General features: G+C 71.3%; 21 protein-coding genes and 1 riboswitch. Of the genes, 6 read left to right on the forward strand and 15 right to left on the reverse strand.

All coding sequences use genetic code 11. The annotated features are described in order from the left end of the window. Positions 1–2: 2 nt before the first annotated feature. The 3 genes from ACF059_RS01130 to ACF059_RS01140 form a co-directional block, all read right to left on the reverse strand. Positions 3–743, reverse strand: a complete 741-nt coding sequence (locus ACF059_RS01130) for an enhanced serine sensitivity protein SseB C-terminal domain-containing protein (protein WP_360888718.1) — start codon at positions 741–743, stop codon at positions 3–5. Positions 744–804: 61 nt separating this feature from the next. Further along, complete coding sequence (locus ACF059_RS01135; RefSeq protein WP_392049848.1) at positions 805–1,539, reverse strand: enhanced serine sensitivity protein SseB; 735 nt, start codon at positions 1,537–1,539, stop codon at positions 805–807. Between the two features lie 136 nt (positions 1,540–1,675). Next, positions 1,676–2,359, reverse strand: coding sequence for an AAA family ATPase (locus tag ACF059_RS01140; RefSeq protein WP_392049851.1), 684 nt, complete (start codon positions 2,357–2,359; stop codon positions 1,676–1,678). Positions 2,360–2,564: 205 nt separating this feature from the next. After that, positions 2,565–2,668: riboswitch (glycine riboswitch) on the forward strand. 148 nt (positions 2,669–2,816) lie between these two features. Here ACF059_RS01140 and gcvT point away from each other — a divergent pair. From gcvT to ACF059_RS01160, 4 genes are all read left to right on the forward strand, one after another. Beyond that, positions 2,817–3,932: a glycine cleavage system aminomethyltransferase GcvT gene (gcvT, locus tag ACF059_RS01145; protein ID WP_366864979.1), complete on the forward strand. Its 1,116-nt coding sequence runs from the start codon at positions 2,817–2,819 to the stop codon at positions 3,930–3,932. Between the two features lie 101 nt (positions 3,933–4,033). Beyond that, positions 4,034–4,414, forward strand: a complete 381-nt coding sequence (gene gcvH, locus ACF059_RS01150; RefSeq protein WP_392049854.1) for a glycine cleavage system protein GcvH — start codon at positions 4,034–4,036, stop codon at positions 4,412–4,414. A 15-nt stretch (positions 4,415–4,429) separates the two neighbouring features. Next, a complete protein-coding gene (gene glyA / locus ACF059_RS01155) occupies positions 4,430–5,686 on the forward strand; it encodes a serine hydroxymethyltransferase (protein WP_361945552.1) in 1,257 nt (418 codons plus the stop codon). A 240-nt stretch (positions 5,687–5,926) separates the two neighbouring features. After that, positions 5,927–7,309: an L-serine ammonia-lyase gene (locus ACF059_RS01160; protein WP_361945555.1), complete on the forward strand. Its 1,383-nt coding sequence runs from the start codon at positions 5,927–5,929 to the stop codon at positions 7,307–7,309. Between the two features lie 88 nt (positions 7,310–7,397). Here ACF059_RS01160 and ACF059_RS01165 read toward each other — a convergent pair whose 3' ends face one another. Then, entirely contained in the window at positions 7,398–7,931 is a 534-nt protein-coding gene (locus tag ACF059_RS01165; RefSeq protein WP_392049857.1) for a hypothetical protein, read from the reverse strand. Positions 7,932–8,091: 160 nt separating this feature from the next. Here ACF059_RS01165 and ACF059_RS01170 point away from each other — a divergent pair, with 160 nt between their 5' ends. Beyond that, positions 8,092–8,613 carry a hypothetical protein gene (locus ACF059_RS01170; RefSeq protein ID WP_392049860.1) on the forward strand — a complete coding sequence of 174 codons (522 nt, stop codon included), beginning with the start codon at positions 8,092–8,094 and terminating at the stop codon, positions 8,611–8,613. Between the two features lie 37 nt (positions 8,614–8,650). Here the strand turns inward: ACF059_RS01170 and ACF059_RS01175 are convergent, their stop codons facing one another. Next, positions 8,651–9,364 carry a flavodoxin family protein gene (locus ACF059_RS01175; RefSeq protein ID WP_392049863.1) on the reverse strand — a complete coding sequence of 238 codons (714 nt, stop codon included), beginning with the start codon at positions 9,362–9,364 and terminating at the stop codon, positions 8,651–8,653. 85 nt (positions 9,365–9,449) lie between these two features. Here ACF059_RS01175 and ACF059_RS01180 point away from each other — a divergent pair, with 85 nt between their 5' ends. Next, positions 9,450–9,998, forward strand: a complete 549-nt coding sequence (locus ACF059_RS01180) for a PadR family transcriptional regulator (protein WP_392049866.1) — start codon at positions 9,450–9,452, stop codon at positions 9,996–9,998. Positions 9,999–10,061: 63 nt separating this feature from the next. On the opposite strand, the gene ACF059_RS01185 is transcribed toward ACF059_RS01180, so the two are convergent. The 10 genes from ACF059_RS01185 to ACF059_RS01230 all read right to left on the reverse strand — a co-directional run bounded on the left by ACF059_RS01185 (position 10,062) and on the right by ACF059_RS01230 (position 19,786). Further along, positions 10,062–10,274, reverse strand: coding sequence for an EF-hand domain-containing protein (locus ACF059_RS01185; RefSeq protein ID WP_366864984.1), 213 nt, complete (start codon positions 10,272–10,274; stop codon positions 10,062–10,064). An 88-nt stretch (positions 10,275–10,362) separates the two neighbouring features. Further along, positions 10,363–11,547, reverse strand: a complete 1,185-nt coding sequence (locus ACF059_RS01190) for a YncE family protein (protein ID WP_392049870.1) — start codon at positions 11,545–11,547, stop codon at positions 10,363–10,365. Then, the gene (locus ACF059_RS01195) at positions 11,544–12,353 is read right to left on the reverse strand and encodes a polysaccharide deacetylase family protein (protein WP_392049873.1); all 810 of its coding nucleotides are present in this window, start codon (positions 12,351–12,353) and stop codon (positions 11,544–11,546) included. Before ACF059_RS01195 ends, ACF059_RS01190 begins: the two co-directional genes overlap by 4 nt. A gap of 364 nt (positions 12,354–12,717) precedes the next feature. Continuing rightward, positions 12,718–13,230 carry an ATP-binding protein gene (locus tag ACF059_RS01200; RefSeq protein ID WP_392049875.1) on the reverse strand — a complete coding sequence of 171 codons (513 nt, stop codon included), beginning with the start codon at positions 13,228–13,230 and terminating at the stop codon, positions 12,718–12,720. Positions 13,231–13,472: 242 nt separating this feature from the next. Further along, on the reverse strand, positions 13,473–14,240 hold the full coding sequence (locus ACF059_RS01205) for an enoyl-CoA hydratase-related protein (protein ID WP_366864987.1): 768 nt from the start codon (positions 14,238–14,240) through the stop codon (positions 13,473–13,475). A 69-nt stretch (positions 14,241–14,309) separates the two neighbouring features. Further along, entirely contained in the window at positions 14,310–15,281 is a 972-nt protein-coding gene (locus ACF059_RS01210; RefSeq protein ID WP_392049878.1) for a helix-turn-helix domain-containing protein, read from the reverse strand. An 84-nt stretch (positions 15,282–15,365) separates the two neighbouring features. Next, positions 15,366–16,604, reverse strand: a complete 1,239-nt coding sequence (locus ACF059_RS01215; RefSeq protein WP_392049881.1) for an Ig-like domain-containing protein — start codon at positions 16,602–16,604, stop codon at positions 15,366–15,368. A 121-nt stretch (positions 16,605–16,725) separates the two neighbouring features. After that, positions 16,726–17,436, reverse strand: coding sequence for a L,D-transpeptidase family protein (locus ACF059_RS01220; protein ID WP_392049884.1), 711 nt, complete (start codon positions 17,434–17,436; stop codon positions 16,726–16,728). A gap of 161 nt (positions 17,437–17,597) precedes the next feature. Further along, positions 17,598–18,473: a collagen binding domain-containing protein gene (locus ACF059_RS01225; RefSeq protein WP_392049887.1), complete on the reverse strand. Its 876-nt coding sequence runs from the start codon at positions 18,471–18,473 to the stop codon at positions 17,598–17,600. Between the two features lie 125 nt (positions 18,474–18,598). Next, entirely contained in the window at positions 18,599–19,786 is a 1,188-nt protein-coding gene (locus ACF059_RS01230) for an Ig-like domain-containing protein (protein WP_392052961.1), read from the reverse strand. Positions 19,787–19,798: the final 12 nt, after the last annotated feature.

The raw sequence follows: 19,798 nt of genomic DNA on the forward strand, positions 1-19,798 counted from the left end.
GGTCAGTACGCCGGCGCCTGGCCCTCGCGGTCGTAGAACGGGCGGGTCTGCGCGCGCAGCCACATGGCGACGGGGTCGTGTTCGTCCGCCAGCGCCACCGTGCACACCGGGACGCCCTCGGGGACCACGCCGACCGACTGGCGCATCATCTCCCGTACGGACTCCAGCGCGGGCGCGGAGGCGTCGTACAGGTCGAGCCCGACCGCGAGGTACGGGGAGCCGAGAGCGGGCTGCACCCAGGCGCGGCGCAGCGAGCGCACGGCGGGCGTGCGGTGCGCGTGCTGGGTCAGCAGCCCGTAGAACTGCGGGAGCTCCAGGGCGGGCTCCGAGAGCCGCAGCGGCCCGGCCGGCATCCGGTCCAGGCCGGTCGCCATCCGGCGCAGGTCGGCCCAGGGGATGCCGAGACCGCCGCCCTGGGCGTGCGGGTTGAGCCACAGGCCCCAGCGGTCCGGGTAGAGCGCGCGGGCGATGTCCCGCCCGGTGACCACCTCGTAGCCCCGGCTCCAGCCGCTGGCGGCCAGCTCCTGCGGGGAGGTGACGCAGGGCGCGTACCCCAAGCCCTCGACCTCCATGCCGCCGTACTGGGCGTCGGGGGAGCCCGGCTGCCCCTGCCAGAGCAGCATCCACAGCCGACCCTCGCACAGGGCGTGCAGGAGCGACTCGTAGCTTTCGTAGCGCCCGGGAGTCACCTGGCGCAGCATGTGCTCGACCTGCCCGGCCGCGGCCGTGCCTGACGCACTCACCCGGTACCCCTCTTCGTCTCTTCTTCCGCCCGTCGTCAACGCGTGAACAGCTTAAGCGGCCCTACGGGAGGTAGAAGGGGCGTACGCGCTCACGAATCCAGTCCGTGACCGGGTCCTGGGCGGCGTCCAGGAGGATCAACTGCACGGGCCAGGGCGGCGCGACCCGGTTCAGGGCCCGCCCCAGGGCGTCCATCGGGGCGTTTCGCATCTCGGGTTCCCATCCCAGCAGGCGGACACCGATGAACAGTTCCGGCGCCCCGCCCTCGATGCTGGCGAGGCAGCGGAAGGCGGCGGCGATCACGCCGGTGGCGCGGAACTCCTCGGCGGCGGCGGCCAGGAAGTCGACCGGGTCCTCCTGCCAGTCGGGCTCGTAGAGCCGTACGCGGCCGCCGGTGGCCGGGCCGTCGAGGGGGGTCCGGCCGGTGCGGCAGAGCTCCGCGACGGCGGGCGGGGGCAGCGGGACGCCGACGGCGCCCTCGGGGTTGAGCGCGATGCCGAGCTGCGGGGGCAGGCCGCGGGCGAAGTCGACGGCGGGGGCCACCGCGAAGTCCATGCCGGGGCCGGCGCAGGCGAGGAACTGCGCCTCGGAGCTGTAGACCGGGACGTACGCCGCCCCGCCGATCTCCATCGTGGGCAGGTCCAGGGCGGCCGAGTCCGGCCCGCCGCCGCCGGGCAGGGGCACCCACACCTGGCTGCGCCCGAGCACCTCCAGGATCCGCCCCCCGGCGTCCGGCTGCCCGAGCGCCGCCCCGAGCACCTGCTCCAGCTCATTTGCCGGCCAGCCGCCGCTGTGCATGTGCGTGTGCCTCCGTGTGTTGCGCCGCGATGTCGTGGCCGAGGTTATCCGCCGTGGCGGGGCGCCGCTGCCGGGGGCCAGCCCCCGGACCCCCGCTCCTCAAACGCCGGAGGGGCTGGATTGGCCGACCGGCGGGCTAGCCGTGGAACGCGATCCGCGTCACCGTGGCGGCCGAGCGGCGGTCCAGGAGGGTCGCCGAGGCGCAGCCGGCGGGCGGGCGGCCCGCCTCCGCCTCGCGCAGCAGGCGGCCCACCGCGCCGCGGTGGCGGGCGAAGGCGTACGCGGAGACCCCCCGGCCGCGCGCCGCCTGGCCCGAGAGGGCCTCCTCGGGGCTGCTGTCCAGCAGGACCAGGTGCAGCGCCCGGCCCCGGCGGCGCGCGGCGGCCGCGAGCAGGCCGCGCACCCAGCTCTGCGTGCCGCAGTCGTGCACCACGACGGAGGCTCCGGAGCGCAGGGCCCGCCCCAGCCCCCAGTAGTGCGCGATCCGCACCAGCGGCCGGTACACCGCGTACGGCAGGGACGGCGGCATCCGGCGCTCCCAGCGCTCGCGGGTGTCCTGGGAGTCGATGGCGGCGCCCTCGGCCGTCGCCCGCTTGATCAGCGTGCTCTTGCCGCCGCCCGGCAGGCCGGACACCACGACGATGTCCCCTTCCGCGAAGCCGAGCCGCTGCGGGCCGCGCACCGCCGGGCCGCGCAGATCGCGTACGGGACCGCGGCCGAGGCCCGTCCCGGCCGCCGCGGCGGCGTCCACCGCGCCCTTGCGGCCGCGCGGCCCGCGCTGCGCCGGCACCGCGTCCACGGCCCCCGCCGTCGTCGCCACTACCCCGAATCTCCGCACAGTGTTCGCCTCCCCCGAATCGGGCCGCCAGGACCCTTATCCACTGAGTGTAAAGAGACGGTAATCCGGCAGCTCTGGTTCCGGTCCGCCCACCGCCGGCCCGTACGCACTTGCGGACCCGAACGCCCGATCACGGACATGGCGTGCAATGATGTGCGCCATCTGGACCAACTGCATACCGGCCGCTTGAATCCGCGCGGGAGAGTCCCGGCACGCCGCGAGGCCGTGCGTGGGCGCCGAAGGAGCAAGATCCTCCCTTGAATCTCTCAGGCCCCGTACCGCGTGGATGAGGCAGATCTGAAAAGCGAGCTGCTCGACAGCTCCACCCAAGGTGCAAGCCGACGTCCTCCGGGACTTGCGGCGAACCTCTCAGGTTCCGATGACAGATGGGGAGGACCCTCCTCGTCATGTCATGCCCTGGGACTCGGGAGCCACACCCATGAGCACTGCCCCCCGTCTGACCGCGCTCGACGCGCTGCACCGCTCGCTCGGTGCGACCATGACCGACTTCGCGGGCTGGGACATGCCGCTGCGGTATGCCAGCGAGCGCGACGAGCACAACGCCGTACGCACCAAGGCCGGTCTCTTCGACCTGTCCCACATGGGCGAGATCACGCTGACCGGCCCTGAGGCCGTCAAGGCCCTCGACTACGCGCTGGTCGGCAACATCTCCACCGTCGGCGTCGGCCGCGCCCGCTACACGCACATCTGCCAGGCCGACGGCGGGATCCTCGACGACCTGATCGTCTACCGCCTCGGCGAGAGCGAGTACATGGTCGTCGCCAACGCCTCCAACGCCCAGGTCGTCCTCGACGCCCTGACCGAGCGCGCCGCCGGCTTCGACACCGAGGTCCGCGACGACCGCGACGCGTACGCGCTGATCGCGGTGCAGGGCCCGGAGTCCCCCGGCATCCTCGCCTCCCTCACGGACGCCGACCTGGACGGGCTGAAGTACTACGCCGGCCTGCCCGGCACCGTCGCGGGCGTGCCCGCGCTGATCGCGCGTACGGGCTACACGGGCGAGGACGGCTTCGAGCTGTTCGTCGCCCCCGAGCACGCCGTGGAGCTGTGGCAGGCGCTGACCAAGGCGGGCGAGGGCGTCGGCCTGGTCCCGGCCGGCCTGTCCTGCCGCGACACCCTGCGCCTGGAAGCGGGCATGCCGCTGTACGGGCACGAGCTGAGCACCTCCCTGACCCCGTTCGACGCGGGCCTGGGCCGGGTCGTGAAGTTCGAGAAGGAGGGGGACTTCGTCGGCCGCGCCGCGCTGGAGGCCGCCGCCGAGCGCGCCGCCACCAACCCGCCGCGCAAGCTGGTCGGCCTGATCGCCGAGGGCCGCCGCGTCCCGCGCGCCGGTTTCCCGGTCGTCGCCGACGGTCAGGTCATCGGCGAGGTCACCTCGGGCGCCCCCTCCCCGACGCTGGGCAAGCCGATCGCGATGGCGTACGTGGACGCGGCGCACGCCGCGCCCGGCACCTCCGGCGTCGGCGTCGACATTCGCGGTACGCATGAGCCGTACGAGGTCGTGGCGCTGCCGTTCTACAAGCGGCAGAAGTAGTTCCGCACACGACATCCGCCGTACGGACGCCCGTACGGCGCCGTCTCAGTACCCGAGACCACCGTTCGTATCCACTCCCCCGCATCCAGGAGAATCAGGTCATGAGCAACCCCGAGAAGCTGCGTTACACCAAGGAGCACGAGTGGCTGTCGGACGCCGTGGACGGCGTCGCGACGGTCGGCATCACGGAGTTCGCGGCCAACGCGCTCGGTGACGTCGTCTACGCCCAGCTCCCCGAGGTCGGCGAGACCGTGACCGAGGGCGAGACCTGTGGCGAGCTGGAGTCGACCAAGTCGGTCAGCGACCTGTACTCCCCCGTCTCCGGTGAGATCGTCGAGTTCAACCAGGACGTCGTCGACGACCCGGCGCTCGTGAACACCGCCCCGTTCGAGGGCGGCTGGCTGTTCAAGGTGCGCCTCTCGGAGGAGCCGAAGGACGCCCTGTCCTTCGGTGAGTACACCGCCCTCACCGCCGGTAACTGACCCCAGGGGACCCTGATGTCTGTACTGAACACCCCTCTCCACGAGCTGGACCCGGACGTCGCCGCCGCCGTCGACGCCGAGCTGGCCCGTCAGCAGTCCACCCTGGAAATGATCGCGTCGGAGAACTTCGCTCCGGTCGCCGTCATGGAGGCCCAGGGCTCGGTCCTGACCAACAAGTACGCCGAGGGCTACCCCGGCCGCCGCTACTACGGCGGCTGCGAGCACGTCGACGTGATCGAGCGGATCGCGATCGAGCGCATCAAGTCGCTCTTCGGCGCCGAGGCCGCGAACGTCCAGCCGCACTCGGGTGCGCAGGCGAACGCCGCCGCGATGTTCGCGCTGCTGAAGCCGGGCGACACGATCATGGGCCTCAACCTGGCCCACGGCGGTCACCTGACCCACGGCATGAAGATCAACTTCTCCGGCAAGCTCTACAACGTGGTCCCGTACCACGTCGGCGAGGACGGCCAGGTGGACATGGCCGAGGTCGAGCGCCTCGCCAAGGAGTCCAAGCCGCAGCTGATCGTCGCCGGCTGGTCCGCCTACCCGCGCCAGCTGGACTTCGCCGCCTTCCGCCGCATCGCGGACGAGGTCGGCGCGTACCTGATGGTCGACATGGCGCACTTCGCCGGCCTGGTCGCCGCGGGCCTGCACCCCAACCCGGTGCCGCACGCCCACGTCGTCACCACCACCACGCACAAGACCCTCGGCGGTCCGCGCGGTGGCGTCATCCTGTCGACGCAGGAGCTGGCCAAGAAGATCAACTCGGCCGTCTTCCCGGGTCAGCAGGGCGGCCCGCTGGAGCACGTGATCGCGGCCAAGGCCGTCTCCTTCAAGGTCGCGGCCTCGGAGGAGTTCAAGGAGCGCCAGGTGCGCACCCTGGAAGGCGCGAAGATCCTCGCCGAGCGCCTGGTGCAGCCGGACGTCAAGGCCGTGGGCGTGGACGTGCTCACCGGCGGCACGGACGTGCACCTGGTCCTGGTCGACCTGCGCAACTCCGAGCTGGACGGCCAGCAGGCCGAGGACCTCCTCCACGAGCTCGGCATCACGGTCAACCGCAACGCCGTCCCGAACGACCCGCGGCCGCCGATGGTCACCTCGGGTCTGCGGATCGGTACGCCGGCGCTGGCCACGCGCGGTTTCGGCGCCGAGGAGTTCACCGAGGTCGCGGAGATCATCGCGACCGCGCTGAAGCCCGGGTACGACAGCGAGGACCTGAAGGCGCGCGTCTCCGCGCTCGCCGCGAAGTTCCCGCTGTACCCGTCCCTCTGAGCGGATCGTCCGAAGGGCCCGGCCTCGTCTGCGCACAGGGCCGGGCCCTTCCCCGTGACCGCGGCCTGGGAACGGGCGGGCCGGCCGACCCCGGCCCGACCCGTCCGCGTAATCCTTCCCACGTCGTACGGCGGCCGAGCCGTTCACCTCACGGCGTTAAGCTCGACTGTCGGACAAAATCCGAATAATCCGCCTCTCCTGCACCTCCCACCCCACGAGCAGACAAGGGAGTCCGCCACCGTGGCCATCTCCGTCTTCGACCTCTTCTCCATCGGTATCGGTCCCTCCTCCTCCCACACGGTCGGCCCGATGCGGGCCGCGCGCATGTTCGTGACGCGGCTGAAGAAGGACGGGGTGCTCGCCCAGACGGCCTCCGTCCGGGCCGAGCTGTTCGGCTCCCTCGGCGCGACCGGCCACGGCCACGGCACCCCCAAGGCGGTCCTGCTGGGCCTGGAGGGCCACTCCCCCCGCACGGTGAACGTCGAGACGGCGGACGACGAGGTCGAGCGCATCCGCAAGAGCGGCCGGCTGCGGCTGCTGGGCGCGGAGATAGGCGATGGCCACGAGATCGCCTTCGACGAGCCGAACCAGCTGATCCTCCACCGCCGGCGCTCGCTGCCGTACCACGCGAACGGCATGACGCTCTTCGCGTACGACGAGGCCGGCGCCCCACTGCTGGAGAAGACCTACTACTCGGTCGGCGGCGGGTTCGTCGTGGACGAGGACGCGGTCGGCGAGGACCGGATCAAGCTCGACGACACGGTGCTGAAGTACCCCTTCCGCTCCGGCGACGAGATGCTGCGCCTGGCGAACGAGACCGGCCTGTCGATCTCCTCGCTGATGCTGGAGAACGAGAAGGCCTGGCGCACCGAGGACGAGATCCGCGAGGGCCTCCTGGAGATCTGGCGCGTCATGCAGTCCTGCGTCGCGCGCGGCATGTCCCGCGAGGGCATCCTCCCGGGCGGCCTGCGGGTCAAGCGCCGGGCCGCCTCGACCGCGCGCCAGCTGCGCACCGAGGGCGACCCGATGATGCACCGCAGCGAGTGGACGACGATCTACGCGATGGCGGTCAACGAGGAGAACGCGGCGGGCGGCCGGGTCGTGACCGCCCCCACCAACGGCGCCGCGGGCGTGCTCCCCGCCGTCCTGCACTACTACACGAACTTCGTGCCCGGCGCGGACGAGGACGGCGTGGTCCGCTTCCTCCTCGCCGCGGGCGCGATCGGCATGCTGTTCAAGGAGAACGCCTCGATCTCCGGCGCCGAGGTCGGCTGCCAGGGCGAGGTCGGCTCGGCCTGCTCGATGGCGGCCGGCGCCCTCGCCGAGGTCCTGGGCGGCACCCCGGAGCAGGTGGAGAACGCGGCCGAGATCGGCATGGAGCACAACCTGGGCCTGACCTGCGACCCGGTCGGCGGCCTGGTCCAGATCCCGTGCATCGAGCGCAACGGCATGGCGGCCGTCAAGGCGGTCACCGCGGCGAAGATGGCGATGCGCGGCGACGGCAGCCACAAGGTCTCCCTCGACAAGGTCATCAAGACCATGAAGGAGACCGGCGCCGACATGAAGGTCAAGTACAAGGAAACCGCCCGCGGCGGTCTCGCGGTCAACGTCATCGAGTGCTGACCTGACCCGCTCCGGGCCGGAATGACGAAGGTCCCTTGCCTCGCTGGTGCGAGGCAAGGGACCTTCGTTCGTCATTCCGGACGGCGGATCAGGACCTCAGGTCCCAGGGAAGCCGTTCCCCCGCGGCCGCTTGCAGCCGCTCCAGCCTGTCCTCGTCCTCCTCGATCAGGGTGAGGATCTCGTACGCGTAGCCGGCCGTGTCGATGGATCCGCCGGCCAGCACTTCGCTGTACAGGGTCCACAGGCCCCGTCGGGCTTCGGCCTCGCATTCAGCCGCGACGTCACGCCCCTCCAGGGCCGGGACCTGTGCCTGACCTTCCGCCGACAGCAGGAACAGCACCATCTGAAGATAGGCGTAGCGGGCGTACACGGGTGTTTCCGAGGCCAGGACCGCCATGCCGACCGAAACGACCGGCGGGGCCACTTCCAGGAACATGCTGGCAGGCGACACGACATGCCGGGCGACGCCGTCGTAGTCGATCCCGCCGCCCTCTTCGGCCTGCCCGGCGAGCTCAAGGAGCAGCGCCGGCACGTGCGCGGCCGACTCGCCACAGCCACAGAGCATGTCACTCCACTTGTGGCGCTGGATCTCAAGCTCCACGAGTTCCAGTCGATTCGTCATCTTCCCCACGCTCCGCCCGGCTCAGCCTGAATTCCGGGCACGAAGTCAACCGCACGGAGCCCTCTTCGTATCCGAGGGGGTCCGGTTGCAACCGGGGGCGGGTGGGGGGTGTCTTAGATGACGACAACCCGTCCCCGTCTCTGAGAATCGGGGGGACGTCATGAAACGCCCACATCCCCTGCTCCGGCTCCGTCCGCACCGCCGGCGGATCGCGGGCCTGGCCTCGGGCATCCTGCTCGTCGCCGGACTCTCCTTCGCCGCTCCGGCCTCGGCCGCCGCACCGTCCACCACCACCCAGACGCCGCTCGTGGTGAACGCCCGCTGGGCCGGGCACCCCACCTATGACCGGATCGTCATCGACCTGCAGGCCTACGTGCCGACGGTCACCGTCACCCCCGTCCCCCAGCTGCGCTACGACGGGTCCGGCGCGCCGGTCCCGCTCGCCGGGAAGTACTTCCTGGAGATCCGTCTCAACCCCGCCGCCGCGCACGACGACGCGGGCAACAGCGTCTACGTCGGGCCCAAGCTCCAGAAGATCTACCTCAGCAAGCTCAAGGGCATCGCCCTGACCGGCGACTACGAGGGGTACGTGACCTTCGGCGCCGCCTTCGACACCCTGCCGTACTACCGTGCCTACTCCCTGCACTCACCGGAGCGGTTCGTCGTGGACATCGCCCACTGAGCCCCTGCCCCCCGCCGACGAGGCCCCGGGCGGCGCGCTAGCGGTGCTCGGGGTTCGGGAAGTCGAAGCGGCAGCCGGCGTCCCACTCGGAGCGCTGGTTGCCGTGCGCGGGCATGCCGCCGGAGCGCTTGAGCAGGGCGGCCAGGTGCATGAGGTTCCAGGACATGAAGGCGGTGTTGCGGTTGGTGAAGTCGTTCTCCGGGCCGCCCGAGCCGGGGTCCAGGTAGGAGGGCCCGGGCCCGGCCTCGCCGATCCAGCCCGCGTCGGCCTGCGGCGGGATCGCGTAGCCCAGGTGCTGGAGGCTGTAGAGGACGTTCATGGCGCAGTGCTTGACGCCGTCCTCGTTGCCGGTGATCAGCGCCCCGCCGACCCGCCCGTAGTAGGCATACTGGCCCTGTTCGTTCAGCAGGGAGGAGCAGGCGTAGAGCCGCTCGATGACCTGCTTCATGACGGAGCTGTTGTCCCCGAGCCAGATCGGGCCGCAGAGCACGAGGATGTCGGCGTCCATGACCTGGCTGTAGAGGACCGGCCACTGGTCGCTCTCCCAGCCGTGCTCGGTCATGTCCGGCCATACGCCGGTCGCGATGTCGTGGTCCACGGCGCGGACGAGCGAGGTCCGGGCACCGGCCGCCTCCATGAGCGCACGGCTCCGGTCGATCAGGCCTTCGGTGTTGCTGACCTCGGGCGATCGCTTGAGCGTGCAGTTCACGAAGAGGGCGGTGAGGTCGGAGTAGTCGTAGTCGGCGGGCACTCCCCCAGCCTGCGCACCCCCGCGCGCGCCCGCCACCGGGCCTCGCCCGTACGGGGACGGCCGCCGCAAACCTAGGATGGGCGCCATGTCCCTGCCGCACGCCATCCTCACCGCCCTGCTCGAGAAGCCCTCGTCCGGGCTGGAGCTGACCCGGCGGTTCGACAAGTCGATCGGTTTCTTCTGGTCGGCCACGCACCAGCAGATCTACCGCGAGCTCGGCCGGCTGGAGGAGGGCGGCCTGATCAGGGCGCTGCCCAGCGAGGTTCCCGTGCGGGGACAGAAGAAGGAGTACGAGGTGCTGCCCGCCGGTGGCGCGGAGCTGGCGCGCTGGGTGGCCGAGAGCCAGGACCCCAAGCCGATGCGCGACCCGCTGCTGCTGCGGATCCGGGCGGCGGGCGTCGTGGGGCCGCAGGGGCTCGGCCCTGAGCTGCGGCGCCACCTGGACCTGCACCAGCGCCAGCTGGCGCAGTACGAGGCCATCGAGGAGAAGGACTTCCCGCCGGGGCGCGACGCCGTGGAGGACCGGCTGCGCCGGCTCGTCCTGCACGGCGGGATCGCCCTGGAGACGTTCTGGCTGCACTGGCTGGAGGAGGCCCTCGCCGAGGTCGAGGACATGTCCGGGCCACAGGCCTGAGGCACGAGCGGGACACAGCGCTGCCCCGGCCTTCGCGGCCGGGGCAGGGGCACGGGCTGGTGACTACTTGTTCAGGGAGCCCCAGAACTCGTCGAAGCTGAGCAGGCCGTCGCCGTTCGCGTCCTTGGAGGCGATCACGGCGTCCGCGATCGGGCCGGTGACGAACGGGTCGCCCATGGCCGCCATGGCCGCCTTGAACTCGTCCGCCGTGACGAAGCCGTCACCGTTCACGTCGAACTTGCCGAACGTCGTCCGTGCGCTCTCGATGTCCGCCACTGGGTCCACTCCTTCTTGATGCCTGCTGACCGGCTCAGGGTAGCGGCCACCCCCGCCCGCCCCCGCCTCGGGTCCGCCTAGGACCGCTCTAGCGGAAGATGCCGGTGTGCCCCAGCGAGTAGCGGCCGGGCTGCGGGTAGACGGCGAGGCCGTGCGGTCCGCCGCCCACCGGGACCCGGGCGAGCTGCTTGCCGGTGACGGTGTCGATCGCGTAGACCTCCGAGTTGTAGCGGCCCGACAGCCACAGCACCTTGCCGTCGGCGGAGACGCCGCCCATGTCGGGGCTGCCGCCGTCCGGCAGCGTCCACTTCTTCGTGAGCTTGTTCTTCGGGAAGTCGAAGACCGAGACGGTCCCCTCGCCCCGGTTGGAGATGTACATCTCCTTGGAGTCGCGGCTGACGTACAGGCCGTGGCAGCCCTTGCCGGTGGGCAGCAGCTTCGGGGTCTCGAAGGTGTCCCCGCCGAGCACCCACATGCCGTGCGCCATCATGTCCGCGACGTAGAAGGTCTTGCCGTCGGGGGAGACCTTCACGTCCTGCGGCATCGCTCCCTCGAAGGGGAGCTTCTGCTGGCCGATCACCTCCATCTTCTCGGTGTCGACCTTGAGGAGCTCGCCGGAGAACTCGCAGCTGACGATGAAGTAGCGCCCGTCGGCCGAGAAGTCCGCGTGATTGACGCCGTAGCAGGTCACCGGGACGGTCTTGACGCGGTCCATGGTGTGCGGATCGCGGAAGACGAGCTCCTTGTCCATCGAGGCCATGACGATGGCGTACTTGCCGTTCGGCGTGAAGTACAGGTTGTACGGATCGTGCACCTCGACGGGCTTTCCGGCCTCACCGGTGGCCGGGTTGATCGGGGTGAGGGTGTGGCCCCGGTTGTTGTTGACCCACAGGGTCTTCAGGTCCCAGGAGGGGACCACGTGCTGGGGCTGGACGCCGACGGGGATGGTGTCGATGACCTTGTAGGTCTCCGGGTCGATGACGGACACCGTGTTGGAGGTGGTGTTCGGTACGTAGACCCGGGACGGGAAGTCCTTGACCACCGGCGAGAGCCGCCCCGGACGGTCCGCCGCGTAGACGTCGTTCGGATCGAGGAGCGGCGGCATGCCCGGCAGCCCGGGCGGGACGGCCGGCACGGCTTTGACGGGCTTGGCCGGGCCTTTGGTGCCCACGGCCTCGGCCCCCTTGCCGGCGTTTCCGCAGCCGGCCAGGGCGGCGAGGGCCAGACCGGCCAGGAGCACGGTGGCCTTCCGGAGAAGGCGGGTGGTCGTCATGGGGTCAGCAGCTCCGTGGTGGTCACCGCGCGCAGCTTGCGGCGCGCGAGTTCTTCGAGGAGGGGTGGCATCGCGTCGACCGTGTCCGCGTAGCCGAAGTGCAGGCTCACCACCGATCCGGGCCGGATCGTCCCGGTGACGGTGCGGACGACGGCCGCGGCGCCGGGCGAGGTGAAGTCGAGGGAGTCCACGTCGTAGGAGAGGACGTGCGGGTAGCCCGCCCGCTGGGCCAGTCTGCTGACGAGCGGGGTCGCGTGCTGGGTCTGGGAGGGCCGGAACCAGGTGCCGATGGAGCCGGTCAGCCGCTTGAGCCGCCGGGCGCAGTCGGCGATCTCCGCGTACGCCTGCGCCTCGGGCAGGTCGTTGACCGCGAGGTGGCGCTGGGTGTGGTTGCCGAGCTCGTGCCCGCCGTCGAGGACCCGGCGGGCCATGTCCGGGTGGGCGTCGAGCCAGCTGCCGATCGCCAGTACGGTGACCCGTGCGCCCCCGCGTTCGGCCGCGGCCAGGACCGCACGGGCGATGGCGGGGTCGCCGTTGCCGTGGAAGGTGAGGGCGACCCGGGGGCGGTCGCGCGGGCCGTGGCCGATCTCGACGGGCTGCCCGGCGTACCGGCGCGGGGCGGCCGGCGCCGCCTGCACGGGGCGGGCCGCTCGGGCCGGGCCGGTGGGCGGGGCGGAGGACGCGGTGGCGGGGCGGCCCGATCCGCAGGCGGCGGTGAGACCGGCCGCGGCGGCGCCGGCCGCCCCGAGGCCGGCCGTGCGCAGCGCCGCTCGCAGGGCCGCTCGGCGGCCTGGATGTGAGAGCACCTGCCCATTTAAGGGGTGGATGGGCCGGAAGGTAATGATTGACCCAATTCGCGATGTTCACCACAAGGGGCCGAACGAGTGGCCCCTCCCCCACGTGATCAACGATTCACTCAGAGCAGTCGATATTTATTCATTGATTGCGAGGTGAGTGGCCCACCTCACCTAGGATTTAGCTAGAAAGTCTTAGTATTTGCCCACTTATGTCCGACTAGGGAGTTTTGGCGTTTGGGCCCTCGTCTGCCATAGTCGACGTCACGGCTTCCCATTGACCCGAGCGAAGTCGCCACGCCGAGGATCACACCCCCTTCAGATCCTCGGCGCACCCATGAAGCCCCCACAACGCCCCACCACGGCGCCGGGGGCTTCAGGCGTTCTGGCGGTCGGCGACCCGCATCTCGAACCATGTGATCTTGCCGCGCGGTTGCAGGTCCGCGCCCCAGCGGTCGGACAGCTTGTCGACGAGGAACAGGCCCCGGCCGGTGGTGTCCAGCTCGTGGACCGGCATCAGGCAGGGCAGTCCGCGCGAGGGATCGCGCACCTCCACGCGGATCCAGCCACGCCGGCGCAGCATGCGTAAACCGAACGAGCGGGCCCCGGTGTGGCGGACGGCGTTGCCGACCAGCTCCGAGACCAGCAGGACGGCGTGCTCGGCGATCTGCGGGGAGAGGCCCCAGAGGCGGACCACCACGCACTGGGTGAGCCGTCGCGCGGTGCTCGCCGACTCGGGCATGGACGGCAGGGTCACTTCCGCCTCCGCCGGATTCCCGTGCGTCTCCAGTGCCTTGAGGCCCTGTTCGTCCTCCACCGCCGCCGTGAGCCGCACCGCCGAAGCGTTGCCGCGCTGCCGCGGCTGTTCCACACCCTCCAGGCCCGCCATGGACCCATCATGGACGGCCGCACCGTCCCTCCGGGCCGTTCCCCGGGAAAACGCCCCCCGGATCCGGCGAATCCGGGGGGCGTCCTGTCATATGCGGAGGGCAACGCGGCGCCCGCCATATGCGTCGTGACCTGCGGTGACGGAACGCCCCGAAACGATCACGGGGAGTCGATCACCGTCGCTCCTTAAGGTCCCCTTAAGACCTGGCTAATCCACCCACAGGGAGGACCGACGGACCGGCCTCAGACGAACTTGGCCTTGCCCGGGCCCTCTTCGACGAAGCTGCGCATGCCGCGCGCGCGGTCCTCGGTCGCGAACAGGCCCGCGAACCAGTTGCGTTCGATGGTGAGCCCGGTGTCGATGTCGGCCTCCAGGCCGGCGTCCACGCACTCCTTGGCCGCGCGCAGCGCCATCGCCGGACCCTGCGCGAGCTTGGCGGCCCAGGCGTGCGCCTGCTCGTACACCTCGGCCGCGGGCACGACCCGGTCGACCAGACCCAGGGTGAGCGCCTCGTCGGCCTTGACCATGCGCCCGGTGAAGATCAGGTCCTTGGCCTTGGAGGGGCCGACCAGCCGGGAGAGGCGCTGGGTGCCGCCCGCGCCCGGAATCAGGCCCAGCAGGATCTCGGGCTGGCCGAGCTTCGCGTTGTCGGCGGCGATCCGGTAGTCGGCGCACAGCGCGAGCTCGCAACCGCCGCCCAGCGCGTAGCCGGTGACGGCCGCGACCACGGGCTTGGGGATCCGGGCCACAGCGGTGAAGGCGTCCTGCAGCCCACGGGACCGGGCGACCATCGCCGCGTGGTCCATCTGCTGCATCTCCTTGATGTCCGCGCCCGCCGCGAACACCTTCTCGCCGCCGTAGAGGACGACCGCGCGGACGTCGGACCGGTCCGTCGCCTCCACCGCGAGCTCGCGCAGCCGGTCCTGGGTGGCGATGTCCAGGGCGTTCATGGGCGGCCGGTCCAGGCGGATGGTGCCGACGCCTTCGGAGACTTCGAGAGAGATGGTCATACGGGCCAGGTTAGCGCCGGTTAACGTGAAGTGGCCCGGTGCCGTGGGTCACAGCCCCGCGCGGTGGTGTCACCTGCCGGTGTCGCGTTCCGGTCCGGGGTGGGCGTGGGAACGGAAGGTGCGGCGGTAGGTGTCCGGAGGGACTCCGACGGTTCGGTGGAAGTGGCGGCGCAGGGTGGTGGACGTGCCCATGCCGGTGGCGGTGGCGATGGTGTCGACGGTGTCGTCGGTGGTCTCCAGGAGCTCCTGGGCGTGGCGGATGCGCTGGACGTGGAGCCACTGCAACGGGGTGGTCCCGGTCAGTGATTTGAAGTGGCGGCCCAGGTGGCGCGAGCTCATCCGCGCCTGGCGGGCGAGGTCCTCCACGGTGAGCGGCTCGTCCAGGCGCTGGAGGACCCAGGGGAAGAGCTCGGCGAGGGGGTGGTTGCCGGGGCCGGGAACCGGAGTGGAGATGAACTGCGCCTGCCCGCCGTCGCGGTGGGGCGGGACGACCAGCCGGCGTGCGATCTTGTTGGCGTTCGCCGAGCCGTGGTCGAGGCGGACGAGGTGCAGGCACAGGTCCATGGCGGCGGCCTTGCCGGCGGAGGTCAGCACGTCGCCGTTGTCGACGTAGAGGACGTCCGGGTCCACCGTGACCTCGGGATGGCGCCGGGCCAGTTCACCGGTGTGCGCCCAGTGCGTGGTGGCGCGTTTGCCGTTCAGCAGGCCGGCGGCGGCCAGGACGAAGGCCCCGGTGCACAGCGAGACGACGCGTGCGCCCGCCGCGTGGGCCGCGCGCACCGCCTCGACGAGTTCCACGGGCGGGTCCACGTCCGTGTCGGCCCAGCCGGGGACGATCACGGTGTCGGCGTGCGGGAGGTGGTCGAGTCCGTGGTCCGTCTCCAGGCGGTAGCGGTCGATCCGCACGGGGCCGGGGCCGCAGAGGGAGAACGCGTACCAGGGGTCCACGAGATGGGTCAGGTCGGACCCGAACACCTCGATGGCCAGGGACATTTCGAACTGCAGCATGCCGTCGGTGACGGCCAGGGCGACGGAATGCACGTCCGGAAGTGTAGGACGCCTACGTGAAGGGGCCCGGCGCTGTGGGTCACAGCGCCGGGCCACGTGCCTACGGTCGGGACGGGGCTACTTCGTCCACTCCGCCCACGGCATGTTCCAGCCGTTGAGGCCGTTGTCCGGGGCGATCTGCTTGTCCTTGGAGTTCTTCACGATGACCACGTCGCCGATCAGCGACTCGTTGAAGAACCAGGCCGCCGGGGCGTCCGGGTCCCCGCCGCCGCGCTGGTCGCGCAGGCCCACGCAGCCGTGGCTGACGTTGGCCGAGCCGAAGGTGCCCGAGGAGGCCCAGTAGTTACCGTGGACGAAGGTGCCCGAGTTCGACAGGCGCATCGCGTGCGGGACGTCCGCGATGTCGTACTCGCCGCCGAAGCCGACGGTCGCGCCGTTCATCCGCGTCACCTGGTACTTCTCGCTGATGACCATCTGCCCGTTGTACGTGGTCGTCGATGGGGCGCCCGCGGTGATCGGGACGGTCTTGAGCACCTGGCCGTCGCGGACGACCTGCATCTCCTTCTCGCTGGCGTCGACCGTGGACACCTGCGAGCGGCCGATGGTGAAGGTGACCGTGCGGGTCTGCTTGCCGTAGACCCCGGGGCGGCCTTCGACTCCGTCGAGGGCGAGCTTCACGGTGACCTTGGTGCCCGCGGCCCAGTAGTTCTCGGGGCGGAAGTCGAGCCGGTCGTTGCCGAACCAGTGGCCCTCGACCGGCACGGGCGGCTCGGCCGTCACGGTGATGGCCTTCTCGACGGCCTCGGGGTTGGTGATGCCGCGGGTGAAGTTGATCGAGACCGGCATGCCGACGCCGACGGTCGCGCCGTCCTCGGGCGTGTAGTGACCCACGAAGGTGTTCGTCGGGGTCAGGGTCGTGAAGGTGGTGTCCTTCGCGGACTCCCGGCCCGCCTCGTCCTTGGCGACCGCGTGCACCTTGTACTCGGTGGCCGAGGCCAGGTGACGGGCCGGCTCCCAGCTCGCGCCGTCATCGGCGAGCTTGCCCTCGACCGCGTTGCCCTTGGTGTCGGCGACGGTCACGGTGGCCAGCTTGCCGCCGGTGCTCGTGATCTTCAGGACGCCACTGGTGGCGACCTCCTTGGCCCCGTCGTCGGGCTTGACGCTGACGACGGCCTTGGAGGCCTCGGTACCGGTCTTGCCGCCCCCGGCCTTGTCGTCGCCGCTGCCGCTGCTGTTGCCGCCGCCGCCACCACTGCACGCGGTGGTGAACAGCAGGGCCGCCCCCAGCAGAAGGGCCGGCAGGCCGGTGCGGGCGCGGCCGCGTATCGGCTGCAGGTTCACTCGTGTTCTCCCCATGTCCCCCGCGCGCGGACAGTCGCGCGCATGTCGACAGGAAATCACACGGGGGGATCACGACGAGCCACGGTCTTGTCACCGTTCCGTCCCAACTGACGTGCGGGTCTGGCAGGGGCGCGGGTCAGTCGGCGGTGCCGGGCTTGGTGCCCCAGACGTAGACGGCGTCGCCCTCGTCCAGCAGGTTCCACAGGGCCTTCGCGTCGGATTCCTTGAGGTTGACGCAGCCGGCGGAGCCGCCGTGGGCGTAGAGGTACTCGGAGCGGCCGTGCAGGGCCTGGCCCCCGTCGAAGAACTGGGCGTAGGGCATGGGCGAGTTGTCGTACAGCGAGGACTTGTGGTCCTTGCTGCGCCAGTACACCTCGTGCCAGCCGGGGCGGGTCTCCTGGTAGTCGCGGCCGGTGCGGACGGGCACGGGCGGGAAGACGATCCGGCGGTCGCGCTGGACCCAGAGCAGCTGCCGGTCCATGTCGACGCAGGTCACGCGGTAGGAGCGCACCGGGCACTGGCCCGCCGCGTTGGGGTCGGGGCGGGCGGCCACGACGAGCATCGTGCGGAAGGTCGGCACGCCCGCGTAGCCGTCGGCCGGGACGACCCCGTTCTCGCGCTGGAAGGCGCGGATCGCGTAGCAGTCCGCCGCGGACTGCACGCCGTCGACCGTGCGGCGCAGGTGGGCCTCCATGTCCCGCTGGTAGGGGCCGGTACGCACCCGGCAGGCGCTCTCCGGCTCCGGGGCCGCCGCGGCCGCCGGCAGCGGGGCGAAGCCCGCCAGTGCGAGCAGGGCGGCGAGGGCGGCCGCCCTGGAGCGGGGGCCTTTCCACTGTCCCGTAGCCATCAGTGCCTCCTCGGGGGGCCGCGGACCGGGCCGTCGCGTCCCAGCCAACCCGGACGGGCGGGGTACGGCCCGTGCTGATGCGCCGGTGGGGTGAGGAGGTCACTCCACCGGCGCAGCGGGACGGGTCCGGGGCCGGGACACCCGCGCTGACCCGGGACGGTTCAGGCCCGGCGGCCCTCCTCGTCCTCGTCCCGGTCCTCCTCCCTCTCCTTCTCCTTCTCCTTGTCGGCCTCGGGGTTCAGCCCGTAGTTGTCCCGCTCGTTGGAGAGCCTGACCACCAGCCGGTGGCCCGGGGAGTCCTCGTCCAGCAGGCCCGGACCGGTCACCGGGTCCTCGGGCTGGAGGTAGCCCTCGGGGACGTCCGTCTCGACCAGGTAGTACGCGCCGTCCGGCAGCCCGTCGAAGTCGCACACGCCGTCGTCGTCGGTGGCGCAGCCCGGCCTGACCTGGTGGTCGGCGTTGATGCCGCGCCGCTGGAGCCCGTCGGTGGAGTTGGTCTCCTTCCAGAGCTCGAACACGGCGCTGGCCAGCGGGGACCCGGTCTTCGCGTCCCTCTTCAACACCCGGACGGAGCCGTCGTACACGGCGTCCGTACGCCGGTTGGTCACGTTGACGACGAAGTCCTTCGCCGCGCCCTGGGGGAGGTCGAAGCCGGTGACCGGTTCCTCGGGCCGCTCGTAGCCCGCCGGGAACGAGGTCTGCACCCAGTAGTACGTCTCGCCGGCGGGCAGCTCCACCGTGCAGCCGCCCTTGGCGTCGGTCACGCAGACGCCGTCGTACCTCTCGTCGGCGCCCTCGCCGGTGGTCTGGAGCCCCGAACGGTCGTTGAGCTCCCGCCACAGTTCGAACCGGACGCGGGACAGGGGTGCTCCGGTGTCCGCGTCCGCGGCGCGCAACGCCACCCTGACGCCGTCCGCGGCGGCCGCGGCCGCGGGCGGTGGCCCGTCCGGGCCCGCGGCGTGCACCGGCCCCGCCGCGGCGATCACCGCTGCGGCGGCGAGGCCCAGCGGCCACGCCCTCGATGTCCTGGCTGCCATGACTCTCCGTCCGTCGCCCGGGGCTGCTCTGCCCTGCACAGGCTGCGGGGAGCCTCGTACGCCCCTGGGCCAGGACACTCGGCCGCTACGGCATTCCGGTCACACGAATCACCCGTGCGTGCTGCTCAGGCGAGGGCGGAGCCGGCGACCCAGTCCGCCCAGGACATGTTCCAGCCGCCCAGCCCGTTGTTGGGCGCGACCGTCTTGTCCTGCGAGTTCACGACCTCCACGACGTCCCCGATCAGGGTCCGGTCGAAGAACCAGCCGGCGGGGGTGTCCGAGCCGCCGCCCCGGTCGTCGCGCAGGCCCACGCAGCCGTGGCTCATGTTGCTGGTGCCGAAGGTGTCGGGGCTGAGCCAGTAGTTCCCGTGCAGGAAGGTCCCGGAGGAGGTGAGCCGCATGGCGTGCGGGACGTCGGGGATGTCGTACTCGCCGCCGAAGCCGACGGTCTGGCCGTTCATCCGGGTGACGTCGAACATCTCCATCACCACCATCTTGCCGTTGTAGGTGGTGGTCTTCGGCGCTCCGGCGCTGATCGGCACGGTCGAGAGCAGTTCCCCGTCCCGGCGGACCTCCATGGTGTGCGCGGCCGCGTCGACCCTGGAGATCTGGGAGCGGCCGACGGTGAACGTGATGGTCTTGGACTGGATGCCGTACGAGCCGGGGGCGCCCTCGACGTCGCGCAGGTTCATCTTCACGGTGACGCGGGTGCCGGGCTTCCAGTACTGCTTGGGCCGGAAGTCGAGCCGCTCCTTGCCGAACCAGTGGCCCACGACCTCCACCGCCGGGTCGGAGGTGACGGCGATGGCCCGCTCCACTTCCGCGCGGCGCTCGATGGCGCGGTTGAAGTTGAAGGAGACGATCATGCCGGTGCCGACGGTGGAGCGGTTCTCGGGCTTGAAGTAGCCGATGAAACGCTCCTCGGGCACGTAGGTGGTGAAGGTGGTGTGCCGGGCCTGGCGGCGGTCGTGCCCGTCGAGGGCGACGGCGTCCACGGTGTACTTGGCGGCGAGCGCGAGGCGGCCGGAATCCGGGTCGGGGCTCCAGCTGAGCCCGTCGGCCGCGATGGTGCCGGGGACCTCCTCCTCCTGCGCGTCCTCCACCTTGGTGACGACGACCCGCTCCAGCCGGCCCTCGGGGACGGTGACGGACAGCCGTCCGTCGGCCGGGACCCCCTTGGCGTTGTCGTCGGGGGTGATGCGGATGGCCTCGTCCGGCGAGCGGGGTTTGCCGGGCAGCTGGATCTCGACCGGGGACTTGCCGTCCCCGGTGCATCCGGACAGGCCGCCCAGCAGGCCCGCCCATGCCGCCATGGCGGCCAAGCC

It is taken from the genome of Streptomyces sp. NPDC016562 (genome assembly GCF_043076955.1).
Taxonomy (GTDB): Bacteria; Actinomycetota; Actinomycetes; order Streptomycetales; family Streptomycetaceae; genus Streptomyces.

What these genes read in the sequence shown, in the direction of transcription:
- ACF059_RS01200 (WP_392049875.1), bottom strand. Translation starts at nt 13,230, where the DNA reads ATGGCGGGCCTGGAGGGTGTGGAACAGCCGCGGCAGCGCGGCAACGCT.
- ACF059_RS01190 (WP_392049870.1), bottom strand. Translation starts at nt 11,547, where the DNA reads ATGACGACCACCCGCCTTCTCCGGAAGGCCACCGTGCTCCTGGCCGGT.
- ACF059_RS01180 (WP_392049866.1), top strand. Translation starts at nt 9,450, where the DNA reads ATGTCCCTGCCGCACGCCATCCTCACCGCCCTGCTCGAGAAGCCCTCG.
- ACF059_RS01225 (WP_392049887.1), bottom strand. Translation starts at nt 18,473, where the DNA reads ATGGCAGCCAGGACATCGAGGGCGTGGCCGCTGGGCCTCGCCGCCGCA.
- ACF059_RS01230 (WP_392052961.1), bottom strand. Translation starts at nt 19,786, where the DNA reads ATGGCGGCATGGGCGGGCCTGCTGGGCGGCCTGTCCGGATGCACCGGG.
- gcvT (WP_366864979.1), top strand. Translation starts at nt 2,817, where the DNA reads ATGAGCACTGCCCCCCGTCTGACCGCGCTCGACGCGCTGCACCGCTCG.
- ACF059_RS01135 (WP_392049848.1), bottom strand. Translation starts at nt 1,539, where the DNA reads ATGCACAGCGGCGGCTGGCCGGCAAATGAGCTGGAGCAGGTGCTCGGG.
- gcvH (WP_392049854.1), top strand. Translation starts at nt 4,034, where the DNA reads ATGAGCAACCCCGAGAAGCTGCGTTACACCAAGGAGCACGAGTGGCTG.
- ACF059_RS01220 (WP_392049884.1), bottom strand. Translation starts at nt 17,436, where the DNA reads ATGGCTACGGGACAGTGGAAAGGCCCCCGCTCCAGGGCGGCCGCCCTC.
- ACF059_RS01170 (WP_392049860.1), top strand. Translation starts at nt 8,092, where the DNA reads ATGAAACGCCCACATCCCCTGCTCCGGCTCCGTCCGCACCGCCGGCGG.
- ACF059_RS01165 (WP_392049857.1), bottom strand. Translation starts at nt 7,931, where the DNA reads ATGACGAATCGACTGGAACTCGTGGAGCTTGAGATCCAGCGCCACAAG.
- ACF059_RS01215 (WP_392049881.1), bottom strand. Translation starts at nt 16,604, where the DNA reads ATGGGGAGAACACGAGTGAACCTGCAGCCGATACGCGGCCGCGCCCGC.
- ACF059_RS01205 (WP_366864987.1), bottom strand. Translation starts at nt 14,240, where the DNA reads ATGACCATCTCTCTCGAAGTCTCCGAAGGCGTCGGCACCATCCGCCTG.
- glyA (WP_361945552.1), top strand. Translation starts at nt 4,430, where the DNA reads ATGTCTGTACTGAACACCCCTCTCCACGAGCTGGACCCGGACGTCGCC.